The sequence below is a fragment of the Paracoccus saliphilus genome (genome assembly GCF_028553805.1).
Lineage (GTDB): Bacteria > Pseudomonadota > Alphaproteobacteria > Rhodobacterales > Rhodobacteraceae > Paracoccus > Paracoccus saliphilus.
Genome location: NZ_CP067140.1, coordinates 2,089,829 through 2,107,946 on the forward strand (window position 1 = coordinate 2,089,829; position 18,118 = coordinate 2,107,946).

An 18,118-nucleotide genomic window follows, 5' to 3' on the forward strand; every position below is an offset into this window, starting at 1 on the left:
GGTGGTTCTGCCCCTTCCACTGCCAGCGCGCGGCGAGTTTCCTTGCCTCGCCGCGCGCACTGTAACCCATCAGACGGTCGAAAAAGATGAATACGGCGTTTCTCCTAATGGCGAAATATGATGGTCAGCCGCTGATCCCGGCAGACGTGGTGTGCAAGGATTTCTTTGCACCGCTCACGCTGCCGGTGTTCCTTCGGAAGGTTGCTGCCGGTGAAATCGCCCTGCCTCTGGTCCGCATGGAGAACTCCCAGAAGGGCGCAAAAATGGTCCATCTCAACGATCTGGCGGGCTACATTGACGCTCGCGCGGAAGCTGCCAGACGCGAGGCAACAGCCCTGTCGCGCTGATCCGCTTGCTTAAAATTTGCTAACACCCCGAAGGCTTGCCGCAACCCATTGGCAAGCCATATTTTTTATGCCCAATTCGTCCAATCCATCATGGGGGCGACGGAGAGCCTGTCTGCCTGATATTTCGTCATTGTTCTTATATCATCAATTCATTTCACGACGACATACGCATTCCGTTCCACGACCAGATACAGCAAGTCTCGATTACGCGTAGCACATATGGTGCAGGTGAAACCGGGTACCATCTCAAGGCTTCCTTCGTCGAGGGGAGGCGCGGGATGGGCGCGGACCATCGAGGGCAAGTTTGATCGGGGTGAACCTATACACTCTGATGGGGTCACGGCCAAGAGTTCAAAGACCTTGCCGAACTTTGCAGACATGGCCAAGCAAATGTCGGCGAAAAGCGTCCTTGGGCCGTGCCGGGTCGGAAGCAGGCAAATTAACCGCCAGATGCGCGGGGCCCGAGCTCCTCCCTACGGGCAGCGAGGTCTAAAATGCTTGACCGCCCTACCACGGCAACATAATCCGCAGGCAATGACCCATCCCCCCGATCATCCCGCCCCCTGAAAGAGCCCTGCCGATGGACAGTCCTCTTCGCGGCATAATTCTGAAATGCTGCAGTGTCACCGTTTTCACCGTCATGGCAGCGATCGTGAAGGCGACCTCGGACGGCGGGCTCGGGGTTCCCCCCGGTCAGCAGGTGTTCTTCCGCTCCTTTTTCGCCATCCCGGTCATCCTGGCCTGGCTGATTTGGCGCGGAGAACTGTCGGTCGGACTGCGCACCTTCCGGCCAATGGGACATTTCTATCGCGGGATCATCGGCACGGCGGCGATGGGCTGCATGTTCTGGGCCCTCGCCCTGTTGCCCTTCCCCGAGGCGATCGCCATTGGCTATGCCGCGCCACTGCTGGTGGTTATCTTTGCGGCGATGTTCCTCGGTGAGAACGTGCGGCTGTTTCGGCTGTCCATGGTCGCGCTCGGCCTGAGCGGTGTGCTGATCGTGCTTTCCCCGCAGCTCGGTTTCGGGGGAGCGGAGCCGGATCTGAGGCGCAGCCTAGGTGCGGTCGTGGCACTTGTCGGGGCCGGTTGTGCGGCGCTGGCGCAGATCTTCGTGCGCAAACTGGTGCAGGAAGAACGAACCTCGGCCATCGTCTTCTGGTTCTCGTTCACATCTTCGGTGCTGGCACTGCTGACCCTTCCATTCGGATGGGTGCTGCCCGATGCACAAACGACCGCCTTGCTGATTGCATCGGGATTGCTTGGCGGTCTGGGGCAGATTTTCCTGACATCGGCATATCGCTTTGGCGAGGCCTCGCTGATCGCGCCCTTCGAATATGTTTCGATGATCCTGTCGATCGCCTTCGGCTGGTTCCTGTTCGACGAGATCGCGACCCCGGTGATGTTGGGGGGCGCGTCACTGGTCATCATGGCCGGGATCATGATCATCTGGCGCGAGCGGCAATTGGGACTGGAACGCAACCGTCAGCGCAAGGCGATGACCCCGCAAGGATAGGGGCCGCAATCGCGCCGCTTCAGGCTGTTATCGCGCTCATGAAAAGATCGTATTGAGATCGTTGGACTTTTTGACGGATTGGCTCAGATCCAGTTCGCTTTCCAGTAGATCGATATGTTCGACCATGAGTTCGACGGCCCGCCCGGCATTTCCGGCAGAGAGCGCGTCCAGCAATTTGACATGATCCGCCGGGCCACAATGGACGTCATGCTGCGGACGATAGATTGCCGTGACCAGGGAACTGCGCGCGATCAGCTCGCGCATGATGCAGATCAGGAAATTGCTCTTGAGCAACTCGGCCATGCGCAGATGGAACGCCCCGGACAGCCGGATGATCTCCGACTTATCCCCGGCGGCGACCGCATCGGCCTCGGCCGAAACCAGCCCGCGCAACTCCTCCACCCCCTCGGGAGAGATCGTTTCAGCCAGCCGCCGGATGATGCGGGTTTCCGCGACCCGGCGCAGATGGAACACATCGGCGGCATCCTCGGCCGTCGGTGCCGCCACGAAGGCGCCTCGATTGGCTTGCAGGATCACCAGCCCTTCCCGACCCAGTTCCTTGAGCACAAGCCGAATCCGACCACGCGAGACGTTGAAGACGCCTGCCAGTTCCTCTTCCTTCAATCGCGTTCCGGGAGACAATTGGCGAGACGCAATCGCGAGCCATATGCGATCGCGGATTTCCTCTACAGAAAGCGACCTGCCTTTTGCCGCCCTGCCGATACCCGTGTCTTCTCCCGTATTCATTTCAAATCCATCTCTTGCAAGCCAGTTCTGTTAACAATATTGTTCACAATAACCGGTTCCAGTTTACTTTCAATCCTGTGCCTTTTGCAGACCCGCCGTCCAGCCGCAACGCCACATATAACATTCAGAGGCTCAATAGTGGATTTCGACTTTACCAAACTTGACCAGGATGTCCGCTATCGGCTGCTTTCGAATTTCGTCGGCCCGCGGCCCATCGCGCTGGTATCGACCGATGGTAGTTCGGGAGGCAGGAACGCCGCACCCATGTCGTTCTTCAACGTCTTCTCGCATGAGCCCCCCATCGTCGTCCTCGGCATTCAAACCCGGCCGGACGGCGCAATCAAGGACACGGTGGCCAATATCCGTGAAACCGGCGAATTCGTCGTCAACATGGTCGATATGAGCATCGCAGAGGGAATGCTGATCTGCGGCCTTTCCTTCGACAAGGATGTGGACGAAATCCTGACCGCGGGACTGACGCCCGCTCCGGGAACCCTGGTCACGGCACCGAGGATCATCGAAAGCCCCTGCGCAATGGAATGCCGCGTCGAGAGGGTCATCGATTTCGACCGGCGCGTGCTGGTGCTGGGAGAAGTCGTCTACATGCATGTCGCCGACAGATGTCTCGATCCCGAGAAACGCTATGTCGATCCAGAGCATTACCAGCCCATCGCCCGGCTTCATGCCGATAATTACATCACATCGGACCGGCAATTCGTTCTGAAGGCGCCTCCGGTCGACAGTATTCGTCCGGTTCGCATCGGAGAAACGACGGAAGGCTGAGACCCCCTCCAATTTCCACGATCTGCCTCGGGGTCATCTGCCTCCTTTTGCTTTGCCCAAATACCTCGCGGGACCGCCGGCCGGTGTTGCCACTGGTTCAAGAGACCTGCCGGCGCCGGGACGCAAAGTCCCGTTCCACGAGGACCGGGTTACGCGCTCACCGTTTCTCCGGCCGGAAGCCCGCCGCTTTCCTCGACCCGGTGGCAGGCGACGACGGCGCCGTCATCGCAAGCGATCAGGCCCGGCTTTTCCTGCTTGCAGCGATCATTGGCGAAGGGACAACGCGGATGGAAACTGCACCCCGAGGGCGGGTTCAGGGGGCTTGGCACCTCTCCGCCTTTCAGCGGACGGTCGCGATGCGGGTTGCGAACATCCGGGATCGTGTCCAGCAGAAGCTGTGTGTATGGATGACGGGTTCTTGCGAACAGCACCTCGGTCGGCGCCTCCTCGACGATCCGGCCCAGATACATGACCGCGATCCGGTCGGACATGTGCCGCACCACTGACAGGTCATGGCTGATGAACAGATAGGTCAGCCCCAGCTCGTCCTGCAGGGAGCGCATCAGGTTCAGAATTTGCGCCTGGACAGACACGTCCAGCGCCGATGTCGGCTCGTCGCAGACCAGGAATTCCGGCTCGGAGGCCAATGCCCGCGCAATGGAAATCCGCTGCCGCTGCCCGCCCGAGAATTCATGTGGGAATTTCGCCCCGTCCGTGGCGGACAGTCCGACGACTTCCAGCAATTCGTTCACCCGCTCGCGGATCGCCTGCTTGCCGCTGCGCAGCTTCAGTTCGCGCAGAGGCTCGGCGATGACATCGAAGACCTTCCAGCGCGCGTTCAGGCTTGCATAGGGATCCTGAAAGATCATCTGCGCGGTCAGCGGCTGCCCCGAATTACCGGGCGCAAAGCGCATCTCTCCCCGCTCGGGCTTATACAGTCCGGTGACGATGCGGGCGACGGTGGATTTCCCGCAGCCGGATTCACCGACCAGCGACAGGCAACCGCCACGGGGCACGTCGAAGTCGATATCATCCACGGCTCGCAGGATCTGCCGCCCGCGCCGTTCAATCACCCGGTTCAGCCATGGGGCCGAGACATCGAAGCTCTTGGAAAGTCCCCGCACCTCGAGCGCGGGAGCCGTGGCCCTGTCCTTCGTATCGGCGTTCATGCCGTGCCTCCTTCCAATAGCCAGCAGGCCGCCTGCTCGGCCCCTGCCGTGAAAAGTTCTGGCCGTTCGCGGCGGCATCTTGGGCCTGCCTTCGGGCAGCGCGGGTTGAAGGCGCAGCCCGGCGGGATCGCGTTCAGCCGAGGCATGGAGCCGTCAATCTGTTCCAGCCGCGGCACCCTTGCCCCAAGCGCAGGGATCGAGCCCATCAGCCCCTGCGTATAGGGATGCTGTGGATCGCGGGTGACCTGCCCGACCTCTCCGATCTCGATCAGGCGTCCGGCATACATCACCGCCACCCTGTCCGCCGTTTCGGCAATGACGCCCATGTCATGGGTGACCAGCATCACCGCCGCCCCGTGTTCGGCGCAAAGGCGACGAAGCAGCGCGGTGATCTGCGCCTGGATAGACACGTCCAGCGCCGTGGTCGGCTCGTCGGCGATGATCAGGCCGGGGCGCGCCGCAAGGGCCAGCGCGATGACGACGCGCTGACGCATCCCGCCCGAGAACTGGTGCGGATAGTGATCCACGCGCTCGGATGGTGCAGGGATACCGACCTCGGCCAGCAACTCGACGGCCCGGGCGCGAGCGGCCGAGTTCGACATCGGAATATGCTGGCGGATCGTCTCGACAAGCTGAGCGCCCACGGTAAAGAGCGGATTCAACGAGGTCAGCGGGTCCTGGAAGATCGCGCCGATCTCGCGGCCCCGAATTTGTGTCATCTCGCGATCGGACAACGTGTCTATCCGCTTGCCATTCAGCGTCACCGATCCAGAGGCGATCCGACCGGGCGGCTCGAGCAATCCCTGCACGGCGAGACCGGTCATGGATTTGCCTGCGCCGGATTCTCCGACGACGCCCAGGATTTCGCCGGGGCGGATTGACAGGCTGACATTGTCCAGCGCGGTCAGAACGCCGCGATGGGTCGGAAACTCTACCCGCAGGTCTTGGACTTCCAGCACATTCATGACGACTCCAGGGGATAGGATGGTGGGAATAGATCCGACAGCGGCGGATGCCGCCAGCTTCGTTCGGGATATTTGGCGACCAGAGCGTCGAACTGTGCCTGTGCACGCGCCTGTGCCTCGTGCAGATCCAGCCCCGCCACCTCTGCCTGCCCGGCAATCCGGCGCATCGACAGGCGGCCATCGACAAAGACCGCGCGCGTGACCTTGCCCGAGCCACCGGCAACAAGCGTGGTGATCGGGTCGATCGCGGGGGTCATGATCGCATCGTCCAGCGCGAACACGGCGATATCGGCGGGTCCGTCGACCCGCAACCGCCCCAGGTCAGGACGACCGAGCGCATCGCCTCCGCCGATGGTGGCCGCATCCCACAGATCGCGGGTCGGTGTCTGGTGCTGTGGCCCCTTTACATGCGCGCCGATCAATCCGACCAGCAGGTTCAGCAGCATGTCGGGCGGAGCGGTATCCGTACCCATGGCGATATTGATGCCCATGCCGCGCAACTCGCCAAAGCTGTTCAGCACCGCGCCGTGACGCCCCGAAACCAGCGGGCAATGCACGATGCTGACGCCGTTCCGTGCATAAAGAGCCAGATCGTCAGCCGTCGCGCAGGTGGCATGCGGCGCGACCAGGCGCGGCCCCAACAGGCCCAGCCTGGCCAGCCATTGCGGTGCCGTGCAGCCATGCAGGGCGCGGACGGTGTCCAGTTCCATCTGGCCCTGCGCCATGTGCAGGCGGACCGGGCAATCAAGTTCTTCGGCGGCAGCAAATGTCCTGCGCAGCAATTCCTCGGTGCAGGTCTCGACACGATCCGGCGCAAGCAGGCCGCGCACCAATCCGCCGTGGCTGCCATCGTGGCGGCGAATGAAACCAACCGCGTCCTCCAGCCCCTGCAGCCCCCGCGCCTCGTCAAAGACCGGGTTTATCTCGCCCGGCGCTTCCAACACCATGCCGCCCGCCCGATAGCCGGGGCTGAGATAGACCCGCAGCCCAAGATCGGCTGCGGCATCGACGGCGGCGTCGAACTCGGCAACTGTCTCTCCCCATTCGCGGTAGAACAGGCTGGCGATGGGGGCGGCCGTAGTGATCCCGCTTTGCAGCAATTGCGCGAATGCGAAACGTTTCTGGAAGGCGAGCTCCTCGGGCGAATACATCTCGTAGGGGCCACGCTCGACATAGGAGCGCGGCCAGACCCGGCCCTTGGCCCAGCCCGGCTGATGGTCGATGCCCAGGATGGTGGTGTCCAGATCCGACAAAGCGTCCAGATCGATCAGACCGGGGGAAATCAAGCTCATGCCCAGATCGACCCGCCGGGCGACCTCGCCGGGATAATCGCGCCCGACGAAAGCGATCTGCCCATCCGTGATGACGACCTCGCCATGTTCGATCAGCCGGCGGCCCTGCGGGCTGTCATGGATCACCCAACGCGCCGTCAGCAAAAGCGGCCCATCGGCGCGCTGCCCAAGTGCGAGTTGCCCGAGTTCGGTTGTCGCGCCCGTCACGGCATGTCCTTTCCGATCACGGTTCCATCGCGCGCCGTGACTCGCCCGGCTTTCACAACCAGCGGTCGCGGCAGGCGCTGCACCAGCGCATGCGACAATGTCTGGCCCTGCAACAGGGTCAGGTCGCCTGCCCCGCCGATCTCGATGCGGGAATTGTCGCGGCCCATCGCCTGCGCCGCCCCGCCCGAGCAGATATGCAGGGCGTGCTCCAGTTCGAAATCGCAGCGCAGCCCGTTGCGCATGCCGATCACCTCGGCGCGGTGCAGCATGTCGGGCAGCCCCCACGGCCCCCAGGTATCGCGGATACCGTCGCAACCGCCGCCCATGCGGATTCCGGCTTCTTTCAGTCGCATGATCGCGGGCACCTCGGCCGAGGGAGCCCCAGTGGTGAAGATCGGAATATCCAGCGCGGCAATTTCGTCGATCAGCGCCTGCGTGCGCAGCCAGTCGGGCGCGCCAAGAGCGAATGCGTGGCTGATCCCCACCTTGCCCTGCATACCAAGTGCGCGGGTGCGCTCGAAGATCATCTCCATGCTGAAAGCGCCAAGCTCGCCGCGCTCGTGCAAATGGATATCGATGGGCTTGCCATGTTTCTGCGCAAGCCCGAAGATCGCGTCCAGCGCGCCTTTCGGATCCCACTCGAAGCCGCAGGGATCGATGCCGCCGACAATCTCGGCCCCCTGAGCCAGCGCCTCGTCCAGCAGTTCCACGGTGCCGGTGCGCTCCATCATTCCCGATTGAGGGAAGGCCACGATCTCGATTTCGACATGATCGCGCAGTGCCTCGCGGGTGGCCGTCACGCCCTCGAACATCGCCAGACCGTGACGCGTGTCGATATCGACATGGCTGCGGATCAGCGTCGCACCATTGGCGATCAGGCCCAGGGCATGGCGCATCGATTGCCGCGCCGGGTCGATGCCGATCTCCAGCCGCTGCTCGCGCTCGTAATCGATCCGGCCGCGCAGGGGTTTGACCTCGTCATTTGCATGCCAATCCATGCCCCAGGTGGTCTTGTCGAGATGGGTATGCGCATCAACCAGACCGGGAATGGCCAGCCGCCCCCTGCCCTCCTCGACCGGCACGCCCTCGGCCTGCAGCCCCGCGCCCATGTCTGCGATCTTTCCGTCGCGGATCAGGACGTCGGTGGGCTCGTTTCCCATGGGGCGGATATTTCGGATCAGAAGATCGGCCATTGTCTTACCTCAGTTTCGGATTGAGCGCGTCGCGCAGCCAGTCACCGATCATGTTCACGGTCACCACCAGGAACGACAGTTGCACCACCGGGAAGACCACGATCCACCAGCTTCCCGAGAACAGGTAGTCATTCCCCAAGCGGATCAGCGTGCCGAGGCTTGGCTGCCCCGGAGGCATGCCGATGCCCAGAAAGGACAGCGTCGCCTCGGTCAGGATCGCCATGCCGAAATTCAGCGTTGCGGCAACAAAGATCGGGGTCAGCGTATTGGGCAGGATATGCCCGAGCATGATCCGGCGGCCCGGCACGTTCAGCACGCGCGCCGCAAGGACATATTCCTTCTCGCGCTCGACCGATGCCTGCGCGCGGACGGTGCGGGCATATTGGACCCATGACGACAGCACGATGGCCAGCACCAGCACCCCCGCCGCGCCGACATCGCGCAATGACGCGGGCAGCGCCTGCATGGCCAGCGAGCTGACTAGGATCGCCACCAGGATGGTCGGGATCGACAGAAGCACATCGCCAAGCCGCATCAGCAAGGTGTCGATGATGCCACCGTAAAAACCCGCCAAAAGACCAAAGGTGATCCCGACGATCAGCGATAACAGGACAGCGGCAATACCAATGATGATGGACACGCGCGAACCATAGAGGATCGCCGACAGCACGTCGCGCCCCTGCGTATCGGTGCCGAGAATGAAGGGCCATTGACCGTCCGATTGCCAGATCGGCGGGATCTCGGCATTCAGCAGGTCGAGCTGCGCCGCATCATAGGGATTCTGCGGCACGAAGAGTGGCGACAGGAAGGCCGTCACGATCAGGAACAGGAGCAAGATCGCTGCCCCGATCGTCGCGGGACGCCTGCGGAAGGACTGGTAGATCTCGCCCTCCCGCCACTTGGCGCGCCTGCCGGTTATCTGCGTGGAGGCCTCGGGTCCGTCATCTGGGGCGGGGGTCATGGCGGAAACTTGATGCTGCTGTGACATGATAAGAACCTTACCTTGCGCTGCGCAGGCGCGGATCGATGATCGCGTAGCTGATATCGACCGCCGTGTTCAGCAACACGAATATGAAGGAAATGATGACCAGGTAGGCGGCCATGACGGGGAAATCGAGAAAGGTCACCGCCTGGATGAACAGCATCCCCATGCCCGGCCACTGGAACACCGTCTCGGTGATCAGTGCGAAGGCAATCAGCACCCCCACATTCATCGCCGTCATGGTGACCACCGGCATCAGGCAGTTCCGGAGCGCGTGACGGAACCAGATCTTGCGGCGAGGTATCCCGCGAGCCCTTGCGAATTTAATGAAGTCGGTGCGCAGCACCTCGAGCATCTCTGCCCTGACCAGGCGCATGATCAGCGTGATCTGGTAAAGCGACAGGGAAATCGCCGGCAGCACCAGTGCGGCGCGTCCCGAGGGGGTCAGCAAGCCGGTACTCCACCATCCGAAATCGACGACCTCGCCGCGTCCGAATGAAGGCGCCCAGCCCAATATGACCGAGAAGACTAGGATCAGCATGATGCCCACGACGAAACTGGGCAGCGAGACACCGATGATGGAAACGAATTGCAACCCTTCGGCAAACCATCGCCCCCGCCCGATCGCCGTCAGGATACCCAGGGGGATACCCACGACCAGCGAGATCAGCGTGGCGACCAGCACCAGCTCCATCGTGGCGGGAAAACGCTCGGCGATCAGCCCGATCACGTCCTGGTTATTGCGATAGGACATGCCGAAATCGCCCTGCGCGGCATTGCCGACAAAGCGCAGGAACTGCACCGGCATGGGATCGTTCAGCCCCATGCGATCGCGCAGCGCATCGCGGTCTGCCTGCGACATTTGTTCATTGGCCAGCATCTCGACCGGATCGCCGGCGACCTGGAAGATCGCGAAGGCCAGGAACGCCACGGCCATCATGACGAAAACCGCATTGACGAGACGCTTTAGGATGAAGACCAGCATCAGTGCCTACTCGTGTCTGGAAAGTTGCGGACCGGAGCATACCGGCCCGGTGGTTTCACGGCATGGCCCGAAGGCCATGCCGCCATCGAGATTACTCAGCCAGCCTGGTGAGCCAGTGCCGGGCCTTGTTGTCCGGGTTCTGCATGACGGATTCGACGTCTTCCGACATCGCCCAGGCCATCGGCTGCTGGTAAAGCGGCAGCATCACCAGTTCCTCCTTGGCCATCGCCAAGGCTTCTGTCTCGATCGCCAACCGCTTCTCGCGATCCATCTCGGTCGAGGCCTGTTCGATCAGCTTGTCGATCTCGGGATAGGACCAGCCACCCCAGTTGAACACGCCCCAGGCCTCGCCCTTGGTATGGATGATCTGCTGCAGGACCGAATAGGCGTCCATCATCGGCAGGGTCGCCCAACCGATGATATAGACATCCGACTTGCCACCGGCACGCTTGGGTGTCTGCAGCGCCTGCGGAGCGGAATCCAGGGTCGGGCTGAAGCCCGCGCGGCTCAGCATCGAGACCACGGCGCGGCACAGTTCCTCGTCATTGACATAGGCGTCATTGGTGCAGACCAGGCTGAATTCCAGCCCTTCATGTCCCGCCTCGGCCAGCAGGGCGCGGGCCTTTTCCGCATCGGCAGCCGGATAGGCGTCCAGCGCCTCGGCATAACCGGGGATCTCGGGCGCGACCATCGAACCCGAGGGACGAGACTTGCCGCGGAAAACGCGCTCTGCCAACAGGTCGCGATCTATCGCGATATCGAAAGCCTGGCGCACGCGCAGATCGTTGAACGGATTTTCGCGACCGTCCTCGAGTTCTGGCTTGCGGTTGAAACCGAACATGATCGTCCGCAGGCTGGGCGTTTCCATCAAGGTCACACCGGGTGCCGCCGCCAAACGCTCGAGATCCTGGACCGGCGCCTCCTCGGTGAAATTGATCTCGCCGGACAATAATGCCGCCACACGCGTCGGGGCCGAGGTGATCGGCGTAAACTCGATCCGATCGATATTGTGGCGTGGTTCGTCCCACCAGTCATCGCTACGGACCAGGACCGTCTCGGCATCCGGGGTGCGGCTTTCGACGACGAAAGGCCCGGTTCCGTTGGCGTTGTTCGTAGCGTAATTCTCGACACCGGCCGCCGCATCGCTCGGCTTCTCGGCATCGTTATCCTTCAGCCAGCCCGCATCGAAGATCAGGATATTGGTCAGATCGTTCAGCAAGAGCGGATAAGGGCCGGTCAATTCGATATCGACCGTGTAATCATCGACCTTGGTCGCGGATTTATAGGCTGGCAGATTGCCTTTGAGCGGCGAGGCCGGATCGCTGACTCGGGTCAGCGACGCGATCACGTCATCGGCGTTGAACTCGGCGCCATCCTGAAACTTCACCCCTTCGCGCAGATGAAAGCGCCAGACCGCGGGGGAGACGATCTCCCATTCCGTGGCGAGCGCACCCTCGATTTCCAGGTTCTCGTCATAGCGAACCAGCGCCTCGTACACATGGTTCATGAAAGCGATGGTATAGCTGTCACCGTAGGAATAGGGATCCAGCGAATATATGTCGCGCGCCGAGCCCCAGCGGAGTGTCTCTGCCTGGGCAGAAACGGCTGTCATCAGCGCCGCCGTGGCCAGTAATCCGGCTTGTGTCGGTTTCATTTGATACTCCCTTGTTGAACTTCATCTTGACGCCAAGCTTCTGCGGCGAGGTCGCCCGGTTAAGCTTTCATCCGTTACTCACTCATGCCGGTCAGCCAGTGACGTGGCTTGTTGTCGGCCCGTACTGTCACCTCGGATATATCGGCGCCCATCGCCCAGGCCATCGGCTGCTGATACAATGGAACCAGAACCACTTCGTCCTTCGCAATCTTCAACGCCTCGCTCTCCAATTCCAGCCGTTTGGCTTCGTCGGTCTCGATGCTGATCTGCGTGGTGAGCTCGTCGATTTCAGGATAGGACCAATCGCCGTAATTCGCCACACCCTGCGCCTCGTCGGCACTGGAGAGCACCTGCACCAGCAGGGAATAGGCATCCAGCGTCGGCTCATTCGCCCAGCTCGTGATGAACATGTCGGCCTTGCCGCTGGAGCGCTTGGGCGATTGCACGGCGCGGGGACCGATATCCAGCCGCGGCGCAAGCCCGACACGGGTCAGCATCGACACGACGGCCTGGCACATCGCCTCTTCATTGACCGTCTCGTCATTGGCGCAGGTCAGGGTGAATTCGGTGCCAGTCAGCCCGGCTTCCTCGATCAGCGCACTGGCCTTGTCGGGATCGTAAGGCGTCGGTACATCCAGATCGGCGTCATAACCCGGAATTTCAGGCGCGACCATGGTTCCGGCAATATGAGCCTTGTCGCGCATGATCCGCTTGCCGATCAGCTCGCGATCCACGGCCATGTCTATCGCCTGGCGCAAACGCAGGTCATTGAACGGATTGGGACGACCATCCGCCAAAGTCTCGCGACGATTGAAGGACAGCATCACCGTGCGTAGATCGCTGCGTTGGATCACCTCGATCTCCGGGCTTGCCTCGACACGTTCCAGATCCTGGACCGGCACCGCCTCCGTCAGGTCGATCTCGCCCGAAAGCAGCGCCGCCACCCGTGTCGGTGCCGAGGTGATCGGCGTGAACTCTATCCGGTCAAGGTTATGCTTCGGCTCATCCCACCAGCCCTCGTTGACAACCAGCACGGTTTCACTGTCGGGCACCCGGCTTTCCAGCATGAACGGGCCGGTTCCGTTGGTGTTGTAGGTCGCGAAATTCTCGGTCTGGGCACCAACGCTGGTCGGCGCTTCGGCATCATTGTCCGTCAGCCAATCCGCATCGAACATGAAGATATTCGTCATGTCACGCAAAAAGAGCGTGCTGCCCGACGTGGCTTCGATATCGACCGTATGATCGTCAACCTTCGTCGTGCTCACATAGGTCGGGATATTACCGCGCAAGGGCGATTCGGGATCGCTGACCCGTTCCATAGAGGCCAGCACGTCATCGGCGTTGAACTCTGCTCCATTCTGGAAGGTGACCCCCTTGCGCAGATGGAACCGCCAGGTCGCCGGACCGATCAGCTCCCAGCTTTCGGCCAGGGCGGGTTCAACCTCGAATTCCGGAGTGTAGCGTACCAGCCCCTCATAGATATGGTTCAGGAATGCCAGGTTGGAGGTAGAGCCCAGGGAATAGGGATCAAGTGAATAGATATCCCGAGCACCGCCCCACCGAAGCACATTCTCGGCTGTGGCCATGCCGCCATGCGAGATCATGACCGCCAGCGATGCTCCAAGAAACACCTTATTCATAGATTGCACCCTCCTCATCGTTGACCCCAAGAATGAAGCCATCTCAGTAATTGTCAACTAATTTGTTCACAATTTTTGTTGGCAAGATATGGATGATTAAGCTTTAAGCATGTGCAAAATTTGATGTCGAAACGGAAGTTCTGACGGAAAATACTTCGGTATATGATTGTTTTTAAATACTTTAATAACGTCCTCTCCGCATTTCGTCCGATTAAACTATTTGCTTGGATTGTTAACAATTTCTGTTATCAATGATGAGATTCGAGGAGCCTTCGCATGAAACTGGTTGTTATCAATCCCAACTCCACCCAATCGATGACGGACAAGATCACCGTCGCAGCCAAGGCTGCGGCAGGACATGCCGTCGAGATCGAAGGCCGCACGGCTCATGGTGCTCCGGCCAGCATCGAGGGGCATTTCGACGAGGTGATGTGCGCCGCCCACCTGTTGCGCGAGGTGCAGCACGCCGAAACGAACGGGGCCGATGCGATCATCGTCGCCTGTTTCGACGACCCAGCCATCGGCGCATGCCGCGAGATCGCGACCGGCCCGGTGCTGGGAATCTGCGAGGCCGGTGTGAAAGCGGCCAGCATGATCGCCACCTCTTTCTCCATCGTGACCACCCTGCCCCGTTCAGTCCCGATCATCGAGGGATTGGTGCGTCAATATGGCCTCGACCATCTTTGCCGACGCGTCCGCTCGGCCGAGATTCCGGTACTGGCACTGGAAGAGCCCGGTTCGAACACCCGCCAACTGGTTCGCGACGAGATCCAGCGCGCCGTAGACGAGGATGGTTGCGAAGCGGTGGTTCTGGGTTGCGCGGGAATGTCCGATCTGACGGAGTGGTTGAGCCGGGAAGCCGGGGTGCCGGTTATCGACGGGGTTACCGTCGCCACCAAATTCGCCGAAGCACTAGTGGGTTCCGGACTGGTCACCAGCAAGATCGGCGCATATGCCGTTCCCAACAAGAAGTAGCAAAATTCCTCTCGCGCCCGCTGTCGACCTTTGCTAAGAGGGCATCCGTTGCGGGTGTGGCGAAATTGGTAGACGCACCAGATTTAGGTTCTGGCGCCGCAAGGCGTGGGGGTTCAAGTCCCTCCACCCGCACCAACACACAAATAAAATTCGTGCATTTTCAACTTGATACGAGAATTTTGCCTTTTCACCCCCCTAAAGCCCAGCTTGCGGATCACGGTGGAGGGCGGCCTCTTGTCATCGCCTGTGTTGGCTAAAGGATTGGTAATACGAACATAGGAGCATGGATACCTAAAAGCGAGATCGAGCCATGACGGAACGCGACAGGCCAGACTCGCTTCCATGTTCAGACATGCAGAAAGCGCTCCTTGATCTCCGGCGTGCCGCGTAACTGGTCGCTGGTGCCGGTCCAGACGACCTGACCCTTTTCGATCACCACGTGACGGTCGGCGATACGGGTCAGCGCGTCGACATTCTTGTCGATGATCAGGATCGATTCACCCACCGCCTTCAACTGCGCAAGACAGGCCCAGATCTCGTCGCGGATCAGCGGGGCGAGCCCCTCTGTCGCTTCGTCCAGCACCAGCAACCGGGGATTGGTCATCAGCGCGCGGCCAATCGCCAGCATCTGCTGCTCGCCCCCTGAAAGCTGGTTCCCCATATGCCCCATCCGCTCGGCCAGGCGCGGAAACAGCGACAGAACCCGGTCCAGAGACCATTGCCCGGGCCGAGCCATGGCGACCAGGTTCTCGCGCACGGTCAGCGTGGGAAAGACCTGCCGCCCCTCGGGGACAAGCCCCAGACCTGCGCGGGCGATGCGATGCGGGGCGGCATTGGTCAGATCCACACCATCCACAACGACCCTGCCCGCACGCGCCTTCAGCAACCCGAAGATCGTGTTCACCGTCGTCGTCTTGCCCATGCCATTGCGTCCGAGCAGCGTGACGAATTCTCCGTCGCCGACCTGCAGTCCGATGTCATACAGCACCTGGCTTTCGCCATAGGCGGCTTGGAGTGCCTCGACCTGTAGCATCACGCGCCCTCCTCTGCCGTCTCTTCACCCAGATAGGCGGCGCGCACCCTGGGATCGCTCCGAACGTTGTCTGGCGTGCCGGTGGCAATGATCCGGCCATAGACCAGCACACTGATCCGGTCGGCCAGTGAAAACACCGCATCCATATCGTGCTCGATCAGCACTAGGGTAATTTCACCCTTGAGGCTGCGCATCACCTCGACCAGGCGGTCGGCTTCCTGCCCGCTGGTTCCGGCGAGCGGTTCGTCCAGCAGCAAGAGTTTCGGCGCAGTGGCGAGCGCGATTGCCAGTTCCAATTGCCGCTTCTCGCCGTGGCTGAGACTGCCTGCACGGAAAAACGCGCGTTCGGCAATACCGACACGGGTAAGCATTTCCAATGCCACTTCGTTCAGCGCATGTTCCCCGGCCACAGGGCTGAAAAAGCGAAAACTGCTTCCCTGCCGTGCCTGCACCGCCGCCGCGACATTTTCCAGCGCGGTAAAGCCCGGCAGGATCGAGGTGATCTGGAAACTGCGCGACATGCCCGCCCGCACCCGCGCATGCATCGGCTTGCCCATCATCTCGGCCCCGTTGAAGCGCACCGCCCCGGCATCCGATGGGGTCTGTCCCGAAAGCTGCGCGATCAGCGTGGATTTTCCCGCACCATTGGGGCCGATGATGGCATGCAGTTCTCCCTCCTCGACGCTCAGGTCAAGATCATCGGTCACCTTCAGCGCCCCGTAAGCCTTGCGCAATCCACGAATATCCAGAAGGCTCATGACTTGCTCCTGCGGAAGAGGCCGCTCAGGCCATCGCGGGAATACAGCACGACGAGCACAAGGATCAGGCCGAACAGGATCGGCCAGTGATCGGTGAGAATCGCCAGCCATTCTTCGAGCAGCAATGCGATGGTCGCGCCCGCGATGGCCCCCAGCAGATTGCCGATGCCGCCAAAGACCACCATCACCACCAACTCGCCCGAGCGATGCCAGTCCATGAAGCTGGGCGAGACATAGCTGGCCTGATTGGCCAACATCACCCCGGCGATGGACGCCATGCAGCCTGAGATCACATAGGCGGTCAGCTGGTAGCGGAAGGGCGAAAAGCCGATGGCCTGCATGCGGATCGGGTTTTCACGCGTTCCCGTCAGCACCCGACCGAAACGCGAGCGGGTGATCGCGACCGCCAGCAGATACAGCCCGATCAGCAGGGCCAGCGCGGTATAGTAAAGTGCGGTGTTGTTCTCTAGCAGCGGCTGGCCGAAGATGGTGGAGCGCGCGTTCAGCGTCACACCGTCATCGCCGCCATAGGCCGAAAGCGAGACAAAGAAGAAATATCCCATCTGCGCGAAAGCCAGCGTGATCATGATGAAATAGATCCCGCGCGTCCGCAGCGAGATCGCGCCGGTGATCAGTGCGAACACCGCCGCCACCAAGATGGCCGCCAGCAAATGTGCGCCCAGATCGGTGATACCCGCGCGGCTGAGGATCGCCACCGCATAGGCACCGATCCCCAGATAGGCGGCATGTCCGAAGCTGACCATGCCGCCATAGCCGAGGATCAGGTCCAGCGCCAATGCGGCAATGGCATAGGCCAGGATCCGGGTGGCGATCACGATCAGGTAGCTGTCGTCCAATGCTCCGGCGATCAGCGGTAATGCGGCGAAGGCGGTGAAGAGGATTGTCGCGGCCCATGCGCGCGTGGGGGTCAATCGGGTCATGTCTTCGCTCCGAACAGCCCCGCGGGCCGCACTGCAAGGATGACTGCCATCAGGATATAGACCAGCATCGGGGCCAGCACCCTGCCCGCCTGTCCTGCCGCTGCCGGCTCCATGACGGCACGCAGCAGGATCGGGCCGAAACTGCGCCCGAGCGTATCGACCAGCCCGACCAGAAGCGCCCCCGCGAAGGCGCCTCGGACCGAACCGATACCGCCGATCACGATCACGACAAAAGCAAGGATCAAGACCTGCTCTCCCATTCCCGGATTCACGGTCAGAACCGGCGCGACCATGGCACCCGCGAAACCGGCAAGCATCGCGCCGAACGCGAAAATGACGGTGAACAGCTTGCTGATATCGACACCGAGCGCCGCGACCATTGACCGGTTGCTGGCCCCGGCGCGCAACCGCATCCCGATCCGCGTATGGCTGATGATCAGGTAAAGCCCCAGCGCCGTCAGCAACCCGGCCGCGATGATCACAAGCCGGTAGACGGGATAGCGCATGGCCCCGATCAATGGGAACGACCCCGACAGCATTTCCGGCATCTGCACCGACAAGGGGGCCGCACCCCAGAGGATCTCGACCCCTTCGGTAATGATCATCACCAACCCGAAAGTTGCCAGAACCTGGTCCAGATGCGGCCGGTCATAGAGGCGGCGAAAAACCGACAGTTCCAGCGCCAGCCCGAGCAGCAATGTGGCGGGTAAAGTCAAAAGCAGCCCAAGCCCGTAGCTGCCGGTCATCGAGGTGAACGTGACCGCAAGGTAGGCACCGACCATATAGACCACGCCATGGGCGAGGTTCACGAAGTCCATGATGCCGAAAACCAGCGTCAGACCGGCGGCGATGAGGAACAACAGGATGCCGAACTGCACCCCGTTGAGAAGCTGAAGCAAAAACAGACTGGTCATGCGCAAGGGCCCTGACGACA

General features: G+C 61.4%; 17 protein-coding genes and 1 tRNA gene. 5 read left to right on the forward strand and 13 right to left on the reverse strand.

Annotation, left to right across the window (positions count from 1 at the left end):
• Nucleotides 1-86 precede the first annotated feature (86 nt).
• Both JHX88_RS10000 and JHX88_RS10005 read left to right on the forward strand, forming a co-directional pair.
• Nucleotides 87-347 (forward strand): pyocin activator PrtN family protein, encoded by a 261-nt coding sequence (locus JHX88_RS10000; RefSeq protein WP_076524208.1) that lies wholly within the window; start codon nt 87-89, stop codon nt 345-347.
• A gap of 580 nt (nt 348-927) precedes the next feature.
• On the forward strand, nt 928-1,860 hold the full coding sequence (locus JHX88_RS10005; RefSeq protein ID WP_076524206.1) for a DMT family transporter: 933 nt from the start codon (nt 928-930) through the stop codon (nt 1,858-1,860).
• 36 nt (nt 1,861-1,896) lie between these two features.
• Here the strand turns inward: JHX88_RS10005 and JHX88_RS10010 are convergent, their stop codons facing one another.
• Entirely contained in the window at nt 1,897-2,607 is a 711-nt protein-coding gene (locus JHX88_RS10010; protein WP_076524203.1) for a GntR family transcriptional regulator, read from the reverse strand.
• A 138-nt stretch (nt 2,608-2,745) separates the two neighbouring features.
• On the opposite strand from JHX88_RS10010, the gene JHX88_RS10015 reads away from it, so the two are divergent.
• Nucleotides 2,746-3,390 (forward strand): flavin reductase family protein, encoded by a 645-nt coding sequence (locus JHX88_RS10015; RefSeq protein WP_076524200.1) that lies wholly within the window; start codon nt 2,746-2,748, stop codon nt 3,388-3,390.
• Nucleotides 3,391-3,539: 149 nt separating this feature from the next.
• On the opposite strand, the gene JHX88_RS10020 is transcribed toward JHX88_RS10015, so the two are convergent.
• From JHX88_RS10020 to JHX88_RS10055, 8 genes are all read right to left on the reverse strand, one after another.
• Nucleotides 3,540-4,559 carry an ABC transporter ATP-binding protein gene (locus JHX88_RS10020; RefSeq protein WP_076524197.1) on the reverse strand — a complete coding sequence of 340 codons (1,020 nt, stop codon included), beginning with the start codon at nt 4,557-4,559 and terminating at the stop codon, nt 3,540-3,542.
• Nucleotides 4,556-5,524: an ABC transporter ATP-binding protein gene (locus tag JHX88_RS10025; RefSeq protein WP_076524194.1), complete on the reverse strand. Its 969-nt coding sequence runs from the start codon at nt 5,522-5,524 to the stop codon at nt 4,556-4,558. Before JHX88_RS10025 ends, JHX88_RS10020 begins: the two co-directional genes overlap by 4 nt.
• Entirely contained in the window at nt 5,521-7,023 is a 1,503-nt protein-coding gene (locus JHX88_RS10030) for an amidohydrolase family protein (protein WP_076524192.1), read from the reverse strand. Before JHX88_RS10030 ends, JHX88_RS10025 begins: the two co-directional genes overlap by 4 nt.
• A complete protein-coding gene (locus tag JHX88_RS10035) occupies nt 7,020-8,216 on the reverse strand; it encodes an amidohydrolase family protein (protein WP_076524190.1) in 1,197 nt (398 codons plus the stop codon). The genes JHX88_RS10030 and JHX88_RS10035 overlap by 4 nt, the downstream gene beginning before the upstream one ends.
• 4 nt (nt 8,217-8,220) lie before the next feature.
• Entirely contained in the window at nt 8,221-9,177 is a 957-nt protein-coding gene (locus tag JHX88_RS10040; protein WP_076524188.1) for an ABC transporter permease, read from the reverse strand.
• Nucleotides 9,178-9,214: 37 nt separating this feature from the next.
• Nucleotides 9,215-10,183 carry an ABC transporter permease gene (locus JHX88_RS10045; protein WP_076524186.1) on the reverse strand — a complete coding sequence of 323 codons (969 nt, stop codon included), beginning with the start codon at nt 10,181-10,183 and terminating at the stop codon, nt 9,215-9,217.
• A gap of 91 nt (nt 10,184-10,274) precedes the next feature.
• Nucleotides 10,275-11,837, reverse strand: coding sequence for an ABC transporter substrate-binding protein (locus JHX88_RS10050; protein WP_076524184.1), 1,563 nt, complete (start codon nt 11,835-11,837; stop codon nt 10,275-10,277).
• A 74-nt stretch (nt 11,838-11,911) separates the two neighbouring features.
• Nucleotides 11,912-13,477, reverse strand: coding sequence for an ABC transporter substrate-binding protein (locus JHX88_RS10055; protein WP_141225779.1), 1,566 nt, complete (start codon nt 13,475-13,477; stop codon nt 11,912-11,914).
• A gap of 276 nt (nt 13,478-13,753) precedes the next feature.
• Between JHX88_RS10055 and JHX88_RS10060 the strand changes: the two genes are divergently transcribed.
• Both JHX88_RS10060 and JHX88_RS10065 read left to right on the forward strand, forming a co-directional pair.
• Nucleotides 13,754-14,452 (forward strand): aspartate/glutamate racemase family protein, encoded by a 699-nt coding sequence (locus tag JHX88_RS10060; RefSeq protein WP_076524180.1) that lies wholly within the window; start codon nt 13,754-13,756, stop codon nt 14,450-14,452.
• A 50-nt stretch (nt 14,453-14,502) separates the two neighbouring features.
• Nucleotides 14,503-14,587 (forward strand) — tRNA-Leu (locus tag JHX88_RS10065).
• A 211-nt stretch (nt 14,588-14,798) separates the two neighbouring features.
• Here the strand turns inward: JHX88_RS10065 and JHX88_RS10070 are convergent.
• Genes JHX88_RS10070 through JHX88_RS10085 form a run of 4 tightly spaced genes read right to left on the reverse strand, consistent with a single transcriptional unit; the run spans nt 14,799 to nt 18,098 of the window.
• Entirely contained in the window at nt 14,799-15,485 is a 687-nt protein-coding gene (locus tag JHX88_RS10070) for an ABC transporter ATP-binding protein (RefSeq protein ID WP_076524178.1), read from the reverse strand.
• Nucleotides 15,485-16,243, reverse strand: coding sequence for an ABC transporter ATP-binding protein (locus JHX88_RS10075; protein ID WP_076524177.1), 759 nt, complete (start codon nt 16,241-16,243; stop codon nt 15,485-15,487). Before JHX88_RS10075 ends, JHX88_RS10070 begins: the two co-directional genes overlap by 1 nt.
• Nucleotides 16,240-17,184 (reverse strand): branched-chain amino acid ABC transporter permease, encoded by a 945-nt coding sequence (locus JHX88_RS10080; protein ID WP_076524175.1) that lies wholly within the window; start codon nt 17,182-17,184, stop codon nt 16,240-16,242. The genes JHX88_RS10075 and JHX88_RS10080 overlap by 4 nt, the downstream gene beginning before the upstream one ends.
• Nucleotides 17,181-18,098, reverse strand: coding sequence for a branched-chain amino acid ABC transporter permease (locus tag JHX88_RS10085; protein WP_076524173.1), 918 nt, complete (start codon nt 18,096-18,098; stop codon nt 17,181-17,183). The genes JHX88_RS10080 and JHX88_RS10085 overlap by 4 nt, the downstream gene beginning before the upstream one ends.
• Nucleotides 18,099-18,118 lie beyond the last annotated feature (20 nt).